This window comes from Brevibacterium yomogidense, from assembly GCF_016107685.1.
Lineage (GTDB): Bacteria > Actinomycetota > Actinomycetes > Actinomycetales > Brevibacteriaceae > Brevibacterium > Brevibacterium yomogidense.
In genome coordinates, this window is sequence record NZ_JABASY010000001.1 from 999,082 (window position 1) to 1,015,826 (window position 16,745).

Sequence of the window (16,745 nt, forward strand, 5' to 3'; positions counted from 1 at the left end):
CGGCTTAGCCGGCTCGGCTGGCTCGGCTGAGACGGCGCAGGACCATCCGCGCGACGAGGACGCCCACCGCGATGCCGAGCGCGTCCGCCAGGAGGTCGGCCAGATCCCCGGAGCGGGACTCGATGAAGCGCCACTGGATGAGTTCGCTCAGCGCTGCGTGGGCCAGCATGACGCTCACGACGATCCACCGGGGCAGCCGCGCCAGAAGCGCACACGTCGTCACGACCGCGAAGGACGCGGCGTGGAAGACCTTGTCCGTGTGCGGGGGCGTCGGGAAGAGCGATTCGCCGGACGACGGCGAATACAGGGCCACCATCTGCACGACCAGCGCGAGGACGGTGAGGACGATCCACCGGCGTCGCACCGCAGCGGGAGCGCGGCCCTCAGCCACCGCCGTCTCGCTCATCGTTCGGAGGGGGCGTCCGACTCCGCGTCCGCCGTCTGCAGGAGGACGGAGACGAAGACGTCCCCGGTGCGCCGCTGCAGAGCTGTCATGAGCAGCCCGAGGACGGACACATCGGTCGTCTCCGCGGCCTCGGCGTCGGACGCGACCGCCGCCTCAGCCTCGGTTCCGGCTCCGGCCGCGACCCCAGCTCCGGCCTCGGCGTCGGTGTCCGCTGCCGGGTCTGAGACTGCCGAGCCGGCGGCAGGAGTCGGGATCCGCACGAAGGGCATCCCGTGGTCGGGACCGTCCGGGTCGTGCTGCCAGGAGCCGCCGAGTGTGCGGATGAACGTCTCGCCCACGTACCGCATGATGTCCTCGGCCAGACGCTGGTTCGCCGGGGCGGAGGCGAGAGCCGGGGACGGCAGGCGGGAGACGGCGTACGCCTCGACCCACGGCAGGGACGCGGGAGTGAGATCCTTCACGAAAGTGCGGTCGTCGTCGCCCACGGCGACCGTCTCCGGCAGGCCGTGGGCCACGAAGGAGCCCAACCGGTCGTCCATGGACTCGAGGAACGCGGTGAAGGCCTCGGAATGGTCGGCGGGAGTGGAAGACATCCCCACAGACTAGTCGGATGAGGGCGGAAGACCAGTCAGGCAGGGGGCGCGCAGCGGCTCGTCAGGCGGAGGCCGACGGCGCTGGTCCCGGGCAGGGCTGGTCGGGGAACTCCACGAACGCGATGAGGACGGTGAGGAGGAGCGTCCGGTCGACCGTGACGACCTCGGCGTCGGGGCGGGCGACGACCGCTTCCGTCGCGGCGGTGTCGTAGCAGGAGTGGCAGATGTCGATGAGGGTCGTGAGGGGGATGGTCGAGCGGGCCCCGTAGTGCGTGAGGATGTCCGAGACCTCGGCGTGGAGGCGGGCTTTGTGCGATCGCATGACGTCGTCGAGCCGCGCCCGCAGCTGCGGATGCCGCAGCGAGTGGAGTTCGATGTCCCGCATCGCGATGATGCGGGCGGGAGCGCTGGAGAACGGGAAGCGGAACTCCTCGAGTGTGCGGCGCAGCACCTCGCGGGGAGACAGGGGGTCGTCCGGCGACTGTTCCGGTGACTGTTCCGGTGACTGCGCGCCGGCACCCTGCGCACTCGCTTCCTGCGCGCCGGCACCCTGCGCGCCGGCACCCTGTGCACTCGCTTCCTGCGCACCGGCTACCTGGGCTCCCTCCTCCTGTTCGCCGGCACCCTCAGCACCGTCCCCCGCCCCCGAGGCCCCCCGCGGCCCGTCGTGCAGGTCGCCGTCGCCGTGAAGCCGTTCGATGAGTCCGGAGGCGCCTTCGACGGCGAGGGCGAACTCCTCGTCGATGATCGCGAGGACCAGTTCGTCCTTCGTCGCGTAGTTCGAGTAGAACGCGCCCCGGGTGAAGCCGCCCTCCTCGCAGATCTCCTCGATCGACGCGCCGGCGACGCCACGGCGGGCGAACACGACGAGCGCCGCCTCCTGGAGGGCGGTGCGGGTGCGCTGACGGCGCGCGCTGATAGTCACAGATCCCCTCTGCGGTCGGTCGTCGTGGAGTGTGTGCCCGCGCGCCCGGAAGCGGCGTGAGCTAGGTGTCCGCTGAGTTTGCGTCGGCGGTGAACACCCGACAGAATACATGACTGTATCGGATACATCCTTGTATCGGTCGCCGCTCACGTCCCGTGCGAAAGGGAGCCTGTGTCTTCGTTCCTCTACGACCTCGGTCGGTCCTGCTTCCACCGCCGCAAGACCGTCGTCGCCGTGTGGCTCGCGCTGCTCGCCATCATCCTCGGGTCCGTCGCACTGTTCTCCGAGTCCTTCGAGGACGACTTCGAGCTGCCCGGGGCGGAATCGCAGGAGGCGCTCGACTCCCTCGCGCTCACCTTCCCGGAGGTGTCCGGCGCCAGCGCGCAGGTGGTCGTGGCAGCAGCGGACGGCGGCAGGATCGACGAGGCCCCCTACCGTGAGGCGATCGAGGACGCGGTGGACGGTTTCGGCGATCTGCCGCACGTGGAGATGGCGACGTCGCCGTTCGACGAAGCGGTCGAGGGCACCGTCAACGACGACCGCTCGGCCGTCCTCATCTCCCTGCAGTACGACGACGCGGTCGCGAACCTGCCCGATTCGACGCTCACGGACCTCGAGGACGCGGTCGACGACCTCGTCGCGGACCTGCCGGACGGGTCGCAGGGCTCACCGGGCGGAGAGCTCTTCACCGTCACCAACATCAGCCTCTCCATCGTCGAAGTGATCGGCGTGATCGTCGCCTTCGTCGTCCTCCTGCTCACGCTCGGATCGCTGCGGGCTGCAGGCATGCCGCTCGTGTCGGCGCTGCTGGCCGTCGCGATCGGCCTGCTGCTGGTCGTCCTGTCGACGGCGTTCTTCACCGTGAACTCGACGACCCCGATGCTCGCGCTCATGCTGGGTCTGGCCGTCGGCATCGACTACGCGCTCTTCATCGTGTCCCGTCACCGCATGTTCCTCGAGGAGGGACTCCCCGCCGACGAGGCCGCCGCGCGGGCCAACGCGACCTCCGGATCCGCGGTCGTCTTCGCCGGAGTGACCGTCATGGTCGCCCTCACCGGCCTGTCCGTCGCGGGCATCCCCTTCCTCGCCGTCATGGGCATCGCCGCCGCGATCACGGTCGCCGTGGCCGTGGCCGTGTCGCTCACCCTCCTGCCCGCCCTGCTGGGCTTCGCGGGTGACCGGCTGCGTCCCAAGCCCCGCAAGGAGGGGAGGCCCCGCAGGACGGGGAGGAAGACCGCTGCCGAGGCCCCGACCGGGTCCCGGCCCGCCGCACCGGTCGAGGCTGCCGGGGCGCAGGCTCCCGCTGCCGAGGCCCCGACGGCCTCCGCTCCGGCCGGTGACTCCGCCCGGCCGACCCCCGCCCAGCGCTTCTACGCCGGGTGGGTGGGCGCGGCCATCAAGTGGCCCGCACTCACGATCATCGTCATCATCGTGGGCCTGGGGCTCTTCCTCATCCCCGCGTCTAAGCTCGAACTCGCCCTGCCGAACGGCGGCGGCGCGGAGGAGGGGACGGCGCAGAAGGTGTCCTACGACCTCATCGAGGACGAGTTCGGCGCAGGCTTCAACGGACCCCTCGTCATCACGGCGGACATCATCTCCTCCGACGACCCCCTGGGCGACATCGAGGCGATGGGCGACGACATCGAAGAGGTCGAGGGCGTCGAGAAGGTCATCATGGCTACCCCCAACCGCAACGCGGACACCGGCATCGTCCAGGTGATCCCGACGACCGCGCCCGACTCCCCGGAGACGGAGGCGACCGTCGAACGCATCCGCGCGCTCGAATCGCAGTTCCTCGACGACTACGGGTTCCAGATCGCGGTGACGGGTTCGACGGCGATCGCGATCGACATCAGCTCACAGCTGGGAGGGGCGCTGCTGCCGTTCGGCGTGTTCGTCGTGGGCTTCTCGCTCCTGCTGCTCATGGTCGTGTTCCGGTCGCTGGTCGTGCCGATCAAGGCGACGCTGGGCTTCCTGCTGTCCGTCATCACCGCATTCGGCGCCGTCGTCCTCGTGTTCCACGAAGGGATCTTCGCCGGGCCGCTGGGCATCGCGGAGACGGGGCCGGTCATCAGCTTCCTGCCGATCATCCTCATGGGCATCCTCTTCGGCCTCGCGATGGACTACGAGGTGTTCCTGGTGTCCGGGATGCGGGAGGCGTACGTGCACGGGGCGGATGCGAGGACGGCGATCGTCAAGGGCTTCGTCGCCTCCGCCAAGGTCGTCGCCGCCGCGGCGATCATCATGATCGCGGTGTTCGGTGCGTTCGTGCCGACGGGCGACCCCATCATCAAGTCGATCGCGCTGGGCCTGGCGGTCGGTGTCTTCACCGATGCGTTCCTCGTCCGGATGACCCTGGTGCCCGCGGTGCTGGCGCTCCTGGGGGACCGGGCGTGGGCCCTGCCGCGCTGGCTGGACCGGCTCCTGCCGAAGGTCGACGTGGAGGGCGAGGGCCTCGTCCACCAGGTCGAGCTGCGGGACTGGCCGCACCCGGGTGCGGACTACGCGGCCTACGGCGAAAGCCTCGCCATCGAGCACGCGGACGGTGAAGCCGTCTACGCGGACATCGACGTGTCCGTGTCGCCCGGTGACGTGCTCGCCGTGTCCGGCCACGGGTCCTCCGCGCTCCTGCTCACCCTGTCCGGGCGGATCGTCCCGGACCACGGCATCCTCAAGGTCGCCGGCATGGTCGTGCCGGAGGAGAACCGGAAGATCCGCCGCGAGGTCCCCTTCCTCACCCTCGACTCACCGGACGCGGGGCTCATGGTCGACGCGGCGACGATGCGCAGGATGGCGAAGAACCCGCCCGCCCTCCTCGTGCTCGACCACGCCGACCGCCCGCACGACCGGGACACCGCCGACGCGACGGCCACGCTCGTGACCGCCGCGATCGAGGCCGGATCCGCCGTCGTCCTGGGGCTCGTCGACCAGCGGGCGGACTGGATGATCCCCGCCCAGGTGCTCTACACACAGCTCGATCTCGAGGCCGGCCGCCTCGCCGCCCACTCCACCGGAGGTACCCCCTGATGACGATGTTCGAACGTGCGGACTCGGACAAGAGAGTCACCTGGCTCACCCTCGTGGGCCTCGTGCTCGTCCCCGTCCTCATCGCCGCGGGATTCGTCTTCGCCACGTGGAAGGCCGGTGACCGGCTCGATCACGTCACCGCCGCCATCGTGAACACGGACGAAGGCGCGGAGATCGACGGGCAGCAGGTGCCGCTGGGACGCCAGCTGGCGGCAGGCCTCGTCGATGCGGACGAGGACGAGAACATCGACTGGGTGCTGTCCGACGAGGACGACGCGGAGGAGGGACTGTCGGACGGCCGATACGCCGCCACCGTCACGATCCCCGAAGGCTTCTCCAAAGCAGTCGTCTCTGCGACGGACGACGACCCGATGGCCGCGGAGCAGGCGACGCTCGACGTCGTGAGCTCGCGGATCTCCCCCCTGGCGGACACGGTCATCGTCCAGGCGATCACGTCCGCTGCCACCTCCATGTTCAACGAGGAGTGGTCGAAGCAGTACCTCGACGGGGTCTTCGTGGGCTTCAACGAGATGGGCGACCAGATGCGCGAGATGGGGGATGCCGCTGACCAGCTCGCGACCGGCGCCGACGAACTCGACTCCGGTGTGGGCGAACTGTCCGACGGGGCCGGTGAGCTGTCGGAGAACTCCGGCCAGATCGCCGACGGCGCCGGCGCACTGGGCGACGGCGTGGACGGCATCGCGGACGGCGCGTCCGGGCTGTCCGACGGTGCCTCCGCACTGGCGGACGGCGTGGATGAGCTGGACGACGGTGCCCAGGGCCTCGCCGACGGGGCAGGGGACCTGTCACGGGGCCTCGGCGACCTGTCGGACGGAGTCACGGACCTGCCCGACCAGACGCAGCAGCTGGCGGACGGCGCCTCCGACCTGGACGACGGCGCGAGCCAGCTGTCCGACGGCGTCGACGAGTACACGACCGGCGTCGACGAGATCATCGACGGTTTCGCAGGCGACGACGACGGCGGCGTCCAGGACCTCGCCGACGGGATGGACGAGCTCGACGACGGCGCGGACCAGTTGGCCGACGGCGCGCAGGGCGTGTCCGACGGCCTCGGCGACTACCAGAGCGGCCTCGAAGATGGAGCTGAGGGAGCGGGCCAGCTCGCGCAGTCACCGCAGCCGCTCACGGTGAGCACGCTCGTCGACGCGGGCGTCATCGGCGCGGACGAAGGCGCGCAGCTCGAGGGGCAGATCGCGCAGATGTGCGACGCCGGGGACGACCCGGCCGCGTGCGAGGACGTGTTCCTCCGCGGGTTCGCCTCGGGGCTCGCGGGAGGACTGGGCGGAGCGGCCTCGGGCCTCGACGCGCAGGACCCTGAGACCGGCATGTCGCTCAAGGACGGTGCCGGTGGCGTCGCCGACGGTGCCGCCGACCTGTCGGACGGGATCGGGCAGGCTGCCGACGGCGTCCAGGAGCTCGCCGACGGCATGGGTGAACTGTCCGACAGCGCACCGCAGCTCCTCGCGGCATCCGAACAGCTGCGCGACGGGGCGTCCGGCCTGTCCGACGGGACCGGCGAGTACGCGGACGGTGTCCAGCAGCTGGCCGATGGCGTGGGACCGCTCGTCGACGGCATCGAGCAGTCCAGCGACGGGGCCGGCCAGCTCGCCGACGGAGCCGGAGCGTTCGCCGACGGCGTGGGCCAGTTGGGAGACGGCGCCGGACAGCTGTCCGACGGCGCGGACCAACTGGCGGACGGAGCCGGCGAACTGGGCACCGGCATGCACGAGTACACGGTCGGGCTGGGACAGTACACCGACGGCGTCGTGCAGTTGGCCGACGGCACGGAGCAGCTGCGGGACGGCACGGAGCAGCTGGCGGACGGAACGGGCGAGTTCGCGGACGGCATCGCCGAAGGCGCAGACGAGGTCCCCAGCTACGACCAGGAGGAGCGGGACAACCTCACCGAGGTCGTGTCCCAGGCGATCGGCGGGGACCGGGCGGGGGTCTCCGGGCTCACGCAGGGGTCGACCGTCGCGCTGCTCGTCATCATGGCGATGTGGATCGGCGCGCTGGTGACCTACACGATCGTGCGGGCGGTGCCGGCACGGGCGCTCACCTCACGCGATCCGTCGTGGAAGGTGCTGTTCACGGGCCTCACACCCGGGCTGGTCGTGGGCGTCGTCCAGTCCGTCGTCCTCGCGGTGCTCGTCCACGCGGTCCTCGGTCTGCCGATCTTCGACTTCCCACCGCTGCTCCTCCTGCTACTCTTCGCGGCGCTCACGTTCGCTGCCGTGACGTTCGCGCTCACGGCGTGGCTGGGTGGAGTGGGCAGGCTCATCGGGGTCGGTCTGGTCGTCGTTGCGATCGCAGGGCGCCTCGTGAGCGCCGTGCCCGCATGGTTCGACGCGCTCGCACCGATCCTGCCCCTCACACCGGCCATGAACGGCGTTGCGGCGCTCGCAGCGGGAGCACCCGGTGTCGGTGCGGCCGTGGGCGGTCTGCTGGGCTGGCTCGTGGTGGGACTGGTCGGTGCGTACGCCGCCGTCGTCCGCAGTCGGATGGCCGGCAGCAGCGGACTCGCCCGTCTCTCCCGCAGCGGCGCCTGAGCGCTCAGCCGAGGCCGAGGGCGGCGCGCGCGACGGCATCCGCGTCGCGCAGGGTCTGCGCGTCGGAGTCCGGGTTCGCGGCGATCGCGAGGCCCATCTGGACGGACGACAGCTGGATCGACATGCAGTAGCGGGCAGGGTGGATGCGGTCGTGTGCGTCGACCGTCCGGTACGGGGACTCCGTGACGGCGAGCCCCGTCGACTGCACGCGGGTGCCGTCCTCCAGTTCGTGGACGGCGGCGCGCAGCTGACCGCGCTCCATCATGCCGCGGACGAGCGTGTCATCGGCCTGGAGGACACGGTTCGCAGGCGAACTCGCGTCGATGAGGGCGCGGGCGCGGAGGGTGCCGGGAACGGCGGGACTGGCCGCCACGAAGGCCGCCGTCTCCGCCGACCGCGACGGGGTGATGCGGACCTGCGGTCCCGCGAAGTCGACGAGGCCCGCGTCCGCGAGGGCGATGAGCTCCGCGTAGCGCTGCGGCGGGGGCCCGTCGCACATGCCGGACACGAAGTCCTCGAACCATCCGCGCACGTCGTGCACGAAGCTGGCGGGAGACATCCGGTCGTCGGCGACGAGCTCCTTGAGCAGCGTGCGGGCCCGCCACAGGACCGGGAACAGCGCTTTGAGCGGAGACCTGTCCGGACCCGCGAGCGACTCCGCCAGGTCCGCGCGGAGGAAGTCCATGAGCGCTTCCCGGAGGGCGTCCCGGTGCGGGAAGGGATCGTCGCCCAGCGGCCGCAGCAGGCGGCGCATGTCGAAGATGAGGTGCGGCTCCGCCTCGATGACGGACCGCGTGAGCACCCGCTCCTCACGGATGTGCCAGCGTTCCGATTCGCGCGAGGCGTCAGCACGGACGACCCGGTCGACCGCGGTCCGCAGAGCGCCCAGCAGCTTCGCAGGATCCTCCGCGAAGGCGTCTGGACGGGTGCGCGCCAGCACCGAGTACCAGGCGAACCGCAGGTCCGCGAGGATGATCGGCCACAGCTGCTCGTCGAACCGCAGCCCATCGCCCCGGACGGGCAGCCGGTCGACGGTGGAGTGCGTGAAGAACTGCAGCTGCGCCGACGGCTTCGTGGGCAGGGGATGTTCCGACGTGATCGGCTTCGAGCGGTACGGCACTCCCCGGCGTGACCCGGGGACGAGGACCGGCTCGTCACCGCTGGGAGAGTACGTGAGGGGAGAGCCGTCGCCGTCAGCGGGGAGGAACGTCCCGCCCCGGCCGTGGGTCAGCAGCGACTGGAGGTCGAAGAAGTTGAGGCCGAACCCGCGGATGAGGACCGGTTCACCGGCCGGCAGGCGGTCGACGGGGGTCTCCGCCGGCAGGCCGGGAGGCAGATAGGTGAGTCCGGCGTCCCGGGCGAAGCGCTGCCACTCCGCTCGTTCATCGCTCACTGCTGCGGGTATGTGGCCCACGCAGAGGACGACCGCGTCCACCTCGAGGGTGCGTCCGTCGGACAGCGAGAGCGTCTGGGGCGGCAGGGTCGTGCGTCCGGGCGGGGGAGTGGTCGCCGGACCCGGAGTCGACGGGGCGTCGTGGACCGCAGTCACCTCGACCGGCTCATGGACGATCCGCACGTGTGCGGGGGCGCCGGAGGTGATGCGGTCCCAGCTCCAGGAGAGGTAGCGGCCGTAGGTGCGACGTGGGGCGAAGACACCTCCGGGACGATCGGGCTCGGCGGCCTGCGCGGAAGCCTGTGGAACTCCCTGCTCAGCAGGCTGCTGAGCAGACTGCTGAGCAGCCGCCCACGAGGCCATGGAGGGACCCGTCCCCGTGTGCGCCATCCGGCACGACGAGTCGGGGAAGACCGTCTGCTCCTCGACGACCGTGTTCATGAGGAGGTGCGGCGACTGCGCCGTCTGCCACACGCGTCCCGCACCCGGGGGGAACGGATCCAGGACGTGGATGCGGACGCTGCGGGGCGCCTCGGCGGCGGTGCCTGCGTGCGCGGTGTGGGCGACCAGCCGTTCGAGCACGGTGAGGCCGCGAGGACCGGCTCCGACGATGCCGATCCGCAGAGGACCTGCCACGGATCAGGCCTCCTCGTCGCCGGGCCAGCCCGGCCACCCGGTCCCGGGGGTGTAGCCCTTCGGGTAGCACTTGCCCTCGGAGTCCTCGATGCCGGCGGCGGGGGCGCCGGTGGGTTCGGGCTCCTCCGTCTCCTCGGGCTCTTCCGTCTCCTCGACGGCCTCGTCCTCCGCCTGGCTGGGTTCGGCCGGGTCGATCTGCTCCTGGACCCATTCGTGGAGCAGATCGTAGTCGGGGTTCGTGGTCGACGTGACGTCGTTCGTGATCTGGGCGGACTTGATCTCCCCGCGCTGCATCGCGACGGCGAGCTCCACGAAAGCGCTCACCTCGCTCTGGGGCACGTCGGTGAGGATGTTGCGTCCCGCGGAGCCCGCGAGCTTCGGATAGGCGATCGCGAGCTCCTGCGGGTTCACCTGGTCGAGCGTGAGCTTGAGCATGCGCTGCTGCCGGCACATGCGGTCGTAGTTGTCAGCGCCGTCGCGCGACCGGACGTACCAGAGCGCCTGCGATCCGGCGAGCTTCTGCTCACCCGGGTCGATCCACCCGTGGATGGGGTTCTTCATCCCCGTGTTGAGGTTCGTGCCGCCACCGATCGGGATGGGGCGCTCCACGTCGATCTTCACCCCGCCGATCGCGTCCACGACGTCCTCGAAACCCTGCATGTCGACGCTCGCATAGTAGTCGAGGCCCAGTCCCAGCGATCCCTCGACCGCCTGCATCGTCGCCTCCATGCCGACGTCGAGCTCATCCGAGACGTCGCCCACTTCGTCCGGGTACTCCTCCGCCCAGGTCCAGACGGCGTTGATCATGCTCTCCTCGGGGCCGAACCCGTCGAAGCCGTAGGGGAACCGCTCTGCGAGCTGTGAGCCCTCCGGGAACTGGGCCCGGTTGAGGTTGCGGGGCACGCTGATGAGGGTGGTGTTGCCGGAGGCCGGCTTGATGGAGGCGACGAGCATCGTGTCCGGGCGGGTGCCTTCGCGTCCGTCCCCGTTGTCACGGCCGATGAGGAAGACGTTGATGCGCTCCGTGTCGCCCCACAGGGTCTCGATGTCGACGCCCTGCTTCCCGTCGCGGCCGAAGACCTGGATGACGGTGTCCGCCTGGACCTTCGAGTAGGCGGAGCCGACGCCCAGGGGTATGCCCACACAGAGGACGAGTGACGCGACGAGGCCCCAGCCCAGCCACTTCTGGGCCCCCGTCATCCGCTGGCCCTTCTTCAGCACCGCGTAGGACCGGAGGATCGTGAGCGTCCAGATGACGAGGCCGATGAGCAGCACGACCGCGATCGCGTAGAGGATCGTGGGGGAACCTGCGACGCGGGCGACCGCCTTGACCGGTGACCGCCAGATGATCCAGCCCAGGGCCGCCACGATGACTGCGAGGAAACCCAGCAGCAGGATCCAGCCGGAGGCGCGGCGGCCGCGGATGAGGCCGAGCCCGGGCACCAGCGCTCCGAGCGTCGTCCACTGGACGATCGACGGGAACGCGTCGCCTTCGCGGCGGGAGTGCCGCGGTGTGGTGTCCTCGTGCGAGGAGGCGGCGGTGTTCGGGGAGGCGGCGGTGCTCGAGGGAGCGGAGGAAGTCGAGGAAGCCGCGCCGGAGTCGTCGTCCGGCGATGCCGAGGCGGTGGACTCCGAGGCGGTGGTCGCCGCGCCACCCGAGGTCGCAGTGCGCGCCGCCGCAGGACTGCCGGCGGCATCGGCGGACGAGACGTGCGAGGGGGCGGAGGAGCGTCGACGGGCGTGGCGTGGGGTGGAGGCGTCCGCGGCAGGTTCGGCGCTCGCATCGTGCGGGACCTCATCGTGGAAGGTCGGGGCCGCCGGCGCCGGATCGTAGGTGTCCGAATGGGCGCTCTCGCCGAGCCGGTCCTGCTCCTTCTGCCGGGCGAGGGCTTCCCTGCGTGCGCGGCGTGAGGGGAAGACCTGCGCGGCGAGCCCGTCGTCGGCCTGCGGAGCGGGAGATGCGCCGGCGTTCGAGTGGGACGGTGCGGTTCCCGTCCCGGCCTCCGCTGCGGGGCGCCAGGTGCCTTCCGCGGACGGCTGCGCGTCGGGAGCGGGGGAGACAGACTGTCCCGCCTGGGTGCTCTGCCCGGGAAGCGAGTTCTGCCCGGGAGGCGAACCCTGTGGAGGCGACGAGTCCTGTGGGGGTGACGAATCGCGTGGGGGTGACGAATCGGGTCCGTCGTGGGGGCTCGAGGAGCGGATGCCGTAGAAGTCGTCGCGTCGCACGCCGTCTTCACCGCGGAGTCGGGCACGGGCGGACGCACGGATCGGGCGTGTGCGGTCGGCAGAGTCGCTGCCGGGGCGCTTCTTCCCGCGACGGTCGTCGGCATGGGCCACTGGTGTGTCTCCTCGGGGCGGCGCGCGTCATGCCTGGGGGTCGAGTTCAGTCTTCCCTCGGGCTGAAGCGTGTCTGAAGTCAGTCACATGTCTCGCGGGTAATAGTAGGGACTCAACTTGAGCTTTTGTTGACACCGCTCCGTCTTTTGCGGCGCGGGTTGCCTGTTGTGTACTCTTAAGACGCTGTGCCGAGGTGCGTGATCGCCCGCGGATGCAGCATGAGGAGTCGTGGCTGAGCGGCCTAAAGCACCACCCTGCTAAGGTGGAGTCCTTCGTTAGGGGGACCGTGGGTTCAAATCCCACCGGCTCCGCGCAGTGAAAAGCCCCTCTGATCCGCTTGAAGAAGCAGATCGGAGGGGCTTTCTGCATGCCCGGACGGTGTCCTGCAGGGGTGTGCGCAGCGCGTTCAGTGGCGCAGGCGAGACCGTCACAGCCCTCGCATGACCCTCCGTCTCGCCCCACGCACACGTCACTGCGGCGTCTCACGTGGTGAGCTGTCCTGTGACCAGCCGGTACGTTGTTTCGAGCGGTGTCGCATACTGGTGTGGCAGGCCGTACACCTCGAGCGGATCGGAGTCGATCATGACGGACCAGGACTTCACACTCACCGGCTATCTGGCGCGGGCAGCGCGAGCACTCGTCGAGACCTCAGCGACCACCACCGGTGTGCGCGCCGGTCTCACGCGCTCGCAGGTGCGTGACTACGAACGGGGGCGCATCCACCTCACGGACGACCAGCTCGCCGCACTTCAGGACGCACTGGAGACGCTGGGCGCGGTGTTCATCGCCGATGACGAGGACCCCGGTGCCGGTTCCGGAGTGGGCGTCCGCCTGAAGTTCAGTGCGGAGAAGACCAGCCGCATCGAGACGTGGGAAGGCGAAGGCGGCCCCGCGTACGAAGACGACGTCTGATCGTCGGCAGGCTCCGGGCAGCGAGGGAGGGGACGCGATGCGGAACGGTGCAGACGCGGGACCGCGGCGTGACCCGCCGGACATCCGGCGGGTGGGCGATCGTGCGCTCCTCGTCGACGTCGGCACGCTCGCCGCTGCGATGTCCTGGCACGGCGCGCTCACAGCCGCGCCGCTCACCGGACAGGTCGAGGTCGTCGCCGCTGCGCGCACGGTGCTCGTCCGCTTCGATGTGGACACCGCCGCCGAGGCCGCCGTCGCCTCCCTCTCCTCGCTCACTCCGGAAGCCACGGGGTCGAAGTCACCCCGCGAGCACATCCTCGACGTCGTCTACGACGGAGAGGACCTCGCAGCGACTGCCCGGCTGCTGGGGCTGAGCCCTGACGGGCTGGTCGACGCGCACACCACCACCGTCTGGCAGGCGGCGTTCGGCGGGTTCGCCCCCGGCTTCGCATACTGCGTCCCGGCTGACGGCGGCAGTCCGTGGGACGTGCCGCGTCTGTCGGAGCCGCGCACCGCGGTCCCTGCGGGGTCGGTGGGTCTCGCGGGCATGTTCTCCGCCGTGTATCCCCGCCGCAGTCCCGGCGGGTGGAGGCTCATCGGGCGGACCGACGCACAGCTGTGGAACGCGGATGGGGAGCCTCCCGCACTCCTGTCTCCCGGCGACCACGTCCGCTATCGCGCGGTCCGCAGCACGGCCCGGGCATCCGAGACGTCAGCGGCACCGGCATCCGCAGCACGTCGCGCCGCCCCCTCTGTCCCGGCCCGCGCCGTCCTCCGGGTCGATGATCCCGGGCTCCTCACGCTCGTCGAGGACGCGGGCAGGCCGGCCCGCGGCGACCTGGGCGTGTCCCCCTCAGGCTTCGCGGACCGGGCTTCCGCCCGCGCCGCGAACACCACCGTCGGGAACCCGCCCGACGCGCCGCTGCTCGAGATGATGGGCACTGCGCGCCTCACCTGCCTGTCCGATGTCGCAGTCGCCGTGGCCGGAGCCGCGGGGCGGCAGACGGTCGTCCCGCAGCTGCTGCGGACCGGCGACATCCTCACACTCGAGCCGGCGCTCGACCTCGCGAGGACCTACGTGGCCGTCCGAGGGGGAGTGGCCGCGGCAGCGGAAGTCGGGTCGGCCTCGGCGGACGTGCTGTCCGGGCTGGGCCCGGCCCCGCTGTTCGCAGACGCCGAGGTCTCTGCCGCCGTCCGCGGCCCGTCCGCTTCCGTGGGGCACGGGACGGACAATCCCGCCTGGGCTGGCCGGGCTCGCGACGAGCCGGGGGCGGCAGTCGTCCTGCGGGTGGTGCCGGGACCTCGGGACGACTGGTTCGCCCCCGGCGAGGCCGCACGGTTCACCTCGATCACCTGGACGGTGGACGCGCAGTCGAACAGGGTCGGCACACGGCTGTCTCCCTCAGAGGGGGAAGGGCCGCTGCGGCGTGAGCGGGAGCGCGAACTCGCGAGCGAGGGGACTGTGACCGGCACCGTGCAGGTGCCGGCGAGCGGGCTCCCCGTCGTGTTCGGCCCCGACAGGCCCGTGACCGGCGGCTACCCGGCGATCGCCACGGTCGTCGACGACGACCTCGACGTCCTCGCACAGCTGCCGCACGGTGCGCGCCTGCGCTTCCAGGCCGTAGACGCCTGAGCGACAGGTCGCCCGCGCCTGAGACGGGACACGAAAGAGGGCCCCACCGCCTGGCTCAAGGCAGTGGGACCCTCTGGTTCGTGGAATCTCAGGACGTCAGACGACGTCCGTCACACGGAGCGTGTCAGCGGAGAGATCAGCTGACACCCAGGCGCGTGCGGAGATTCTCGACCTGCGTGCGCAGTGCGGCCGGGACATGCTCGCCCAGCTCGTCGTACCACGCGTCGATCGATTCGAGCTCCTCGGCCCATTCGTCGGCCTTGACCTCGAGCGCCTTCTGGACCTGCTCCTCCGTGATGTCCAGCCCGGAGATGTCGATGGCGCCCGGTGCCGGAGAGAAGCCCAGCGGGGTCTCCACCGCTTCGCCACGGCCGCTCACGCGCTCGAACACCCACTTGAGGATGCGCGAGTTGTCCGTGAAGCCCGGCCACAGGAAGGAGTTGTCCTCGGCGCGACGGAACCAGTTGACGTAGAAGATCTTCGGCAGCTTGGCGCCGTCGGTGCTGCCGATGTTGATCCAGTGCTGCAGGTAGTCGCCCACGTTGTATCCGATGAACGGACGCATCGCCATGGGATCGCGACGCACGACCCCCACCTGGCCGACCGCGGCGGCGGTCGTCTCCGAGGACAGGATCGACCCCATGAAGACACCGTGGTTCCAGTCCGATGTCTGTGTCACCAGCGGCATCGTCGTCTTGCGGCGACCACCGAACAGAATCGCGGAGATCGGGACACCGTCCGGGTTCTGCCACTCCGGGGCGACCGTCGGAACGTTCGCGATCGGTGTGCAGAAGCGCGAGTTCGGGTGAGCCGCGGGAGTGTCGGACTCCGGAGTCCAGTCGTTGCCCCGCCAGTCGGTGAGGTGCTCCGGCGTCTCCTCGGTCATGCCTTCCCACCAGACTCCGCCGTCGTCCGTGAGCGCGACGTTCGTGAAGACGTTGCCGCCGGCCTCGATCGCCGACATCGCGGTGGGGTTGGTGACGTAGCCGGTGCCCGGCGCGACGCCGAACAGACCGAACTCCGGGTTGACGGCGTACAGCTGACCGTCCGGCCCGAAGCGCATCCACGCGATGTCGTCGCCCAGGGTCTCGGCCTTCCAGCCGGGGATGTTGGGTTCGATCATGGCGAGGTTGGTCTTGCCGCAGGCGCTGGGGAACGCGGCGGCGATGAACTTCGACTCGCCCTCCGGGTTCGTCAGCTTGAGGATGAGCATGTGCTCCGCCAGCCAGCCCTCTTCGTGGGCGATGGCGGATGCGATGCGCAGCGCGTAGCACTTCTTGCCCAGCAGCGCGTTCCCGCCGTAGCCGGAGCCGTACGACCAGATCGACCGCTCCTCCGGGAAGTGGGTGATGTACTTCGTGGAGTTGCAGGGCCACGCGACATCGACGTCACCGGGAGCCAGGGGTGCGCCCACGGAGTGGACGCACTCGACGAAGTCGGCGTCGAGACGGTCGATCGCCTCGAGCGACTCGATGCCGGCGCGCGCCATGACGTTCATCGACAGCACGACGTACGGGGAATCCGTGATCTCGATGCCGAACATCGGCTGCGACGCATCAGCGTGCCCCATGACGAAGGGGATGACGTACATCGTCCGTCCGCGCATGGCACCCGCGAAGAGGTCATTCAGGATGCCCTTCATCTGGTCAGGGGCCATCCAGTTGTTGAGCGGGCCGGCGTCCTTCTCGTCCTGCGAGCAGATGAAGGTGCGGTCCTCCACCCGGGCGACGTCGTCCGGGTCGGAGGCGGCGTAGTAGGAGTCCTCCGGCTTCGTCAGCTTGACGATGGTGCCGTTGTCGATCGCCTTGGAGAGGAGCGATTGACGCTGCTCCTCGGAACCGGTGATCCATTCGATCGCATCGGGGGTCGTACGTTCTGCGACGGAACGGACGAAATCCAGAACCTTGGGGTTCTTCGTCGGTGCGTTCGCAAGAAGGTCTTCGACTGAGCCACGGTCGATGACAGTCATGATGGGGTATCTCCTGGGTCGGGCGGCCCCGGGGTTTTCGGGGTTGACGCTCACGCTACGGATGATTCGTCGGCGGGAACGTCGGTCCGGCGGCTCTCAGCTGTGGGTTGGCTCACAAGAGGCGGTGCGATGACGCTTATGCGCCACAAGCCTGCAGTTTATTGCCAATCGCATGACTGATATTGCCAAAGCGGATGTCTTCGCCGTCATCTTGCCCGCGGGTGGCGGTCCTGCCGGACCCTGGGGCACCCGGGTCGTATGGGTCTCGTACGAGCGGCGCGGGGCGCACTCCGCGGGTTTGGAAAGCCTGCGCCGTCTATGTATAGTAATTCGAGTCGCAGCGA

At 70.1% G+C, this 16,745-nt stretch carries 10 protein-coding genes and 1 tRNA gene; 5 read left to right on the plus strand and 6 right to left on the minus strand.

The annotated features are described in order from the left end of the window. Positions 1 to 4 precede the first annotated feature (4 nt). The 3 genes from JFC09_RS04130 to JFC09_RS04140 form a co-directional block, all read right to left on the minus strand. Positions 5 to 406, minus strand: coding sequence for a VanZ family protein (locus JFC09_RS04130; protein WP_198392671.1), 402 nt, complete (start codon positions 404 to 406; stop codon positions 5 to 7). Continuing rightward, a complete protein-coding gene (locus JFC09_RS04135; protein WP_198392672.1) occupies positions 403 to 999 on the minus strand; it encodes a hypothetical protein in 597 nt (198 codons plus the stop codon). Before JFC09_RS04135 ends, JFC09_RS04130 begins: the two co-directional genes overlap by 4 nt. Positions 1,000 to 1,060: 61 nt before the next feature. Further along, entirely contained in the window at positions 1,061 to 1,924 is an 864-nt protein-coding gene (locus JFC09_RS04140; RefSeq protein ID WP_332839636.1) for a TetR family transcriptional regulator, read from the minus strand. Positions 1,925 to 2,095: 171 nt separating this feature from the next. Here JFC09_RS04140 and JFC09_RS04145 point away from each other — a divergent pair, with 171 nt between their 5' ends. Together JFC09_RS04145 and JFC09_RS04150 are read left to right on the plus strand one after the other, a co-directional pair. Further along, positions 2,096 to 4,951 (plus strand): MMPL family transporter, encoded by a 2,856-nt coding sequence (locus tag JFC09_RS04145; protein ID WP_198392674.1) that lies wholly within the window; start codon positions 2,096 to 2,098, stop codon positions 4,949 to 4,951. Next, the gene (locus JFC09_RS04150) at positions 4,951 to 7,521 is read left to right on the plus strand and encodes a YhgE/Pip domain-containing protein (RefSeq protein ID WP_198392675.1); all 2,571 of its coding nucleotides are present in this window, start codon (positions 4,951 to 4,953) and stop codon (positions 7,519 to 7,521) included. Before JFC09_RS04145 ends, JFC09_RS04150 begins: the two co-directional genes overlap by 1 nt. 4 nt (positions 7,522 to 7,525) lie before the next feature. Here the strand turns inward: JFC09_RS04150 and JFC09_RS04155 are convergent, their stop codons facing one another. Both JFC09_RS04155 and JFC09_RS16845 read right to left on the minus strand, forming a co-directional pair. Beyond that, positions 7,526 to 9,550 carry an FAD/NAD(P)-binding protein gene (locus tag JFC09_RS04155; protein WP_198392676.1) on the minus strand — a complete coding sequence of 675 codons (2,025 nt, stop codon included), beginning with the start codon at positions 9,548 to 9,550 and terminating at the stop codon, positions 7,526 to 7,528. Positions 9,551 to 9,553: 3 nt separating this feature from the next. Continuing rightward, a complete protein-coding gene (locus JFC09_RS16845) occupies positions 9,554 to 11,887 on the minus strand; it encodes an LCP family glycopolymer transferase (protein ID WP_198392677.1) in 2,334 nt (777 codons plus the stop codon). A 222-nt stretch (positions 11,888 to 12,109) separates the two neighbouring features. On the opposite strand from JFC09_RS16845, the gene JFC09_RS04165 reads away from it, so the two are divergent. The 3 genes from JFC09_RS04165 (at position 12,110) to JFC09_RS04175 (ending at position 14,432) form a co-directional block, all read left to right on the plus strand. Next, positions 12,110 to 12,198 (plus strand) — tRNA-Ser (locus tag JFC09_RS04165). A gap of 271 nt (positions 12,199 to 12,469) precedes the next feature. Next, complete coding sequence (locus tag JFC09_RS04170) at positions 12,470 to 12,799, plus strand: helix-turn-helix domain-containing protein (RefSeq protein WP_198392678.1); 330 nt, start codon at positions 12,470 to 12,472, stop codon at positions 12,797 to 12,799. Between the two features lie 37 nt (positions 12,800 to 12,836). Further along, positions 12,837 to 14,432, plus strand: a complete 1,596-nt coding sequence (locus JFC09_RS04175; RefSeq protein ID WP_198392679.1) for a 5-oxoprolinase subunit B/C family protein — start codon at positions 12,837 to 12,839, stop codon at positions 14,430 to 14,432. Positions 14,433 to 14,568: 136 nt separating this feature from the next. On the opposite strand, the gene JFC09_RS04180 is transcribed toward JFC09_RS04175, so the two are convergent. Then, the gene (locus JFC09_RS04180) at positions 14,569 to 16,401 is read right to left on the minus strand and encodes a phosphoenolpyruvate carboxykinase (GTP) (RefSeq protein ID WP_198392680.1); all 1,833 of its coding nucleotides are present in this window, start codon (positions 16,399 to 16,401) and stop codon (positions 14,569 to 14,571) included. Positions 16,402 to 16,745: the final 344 nt, after the last annotated feature.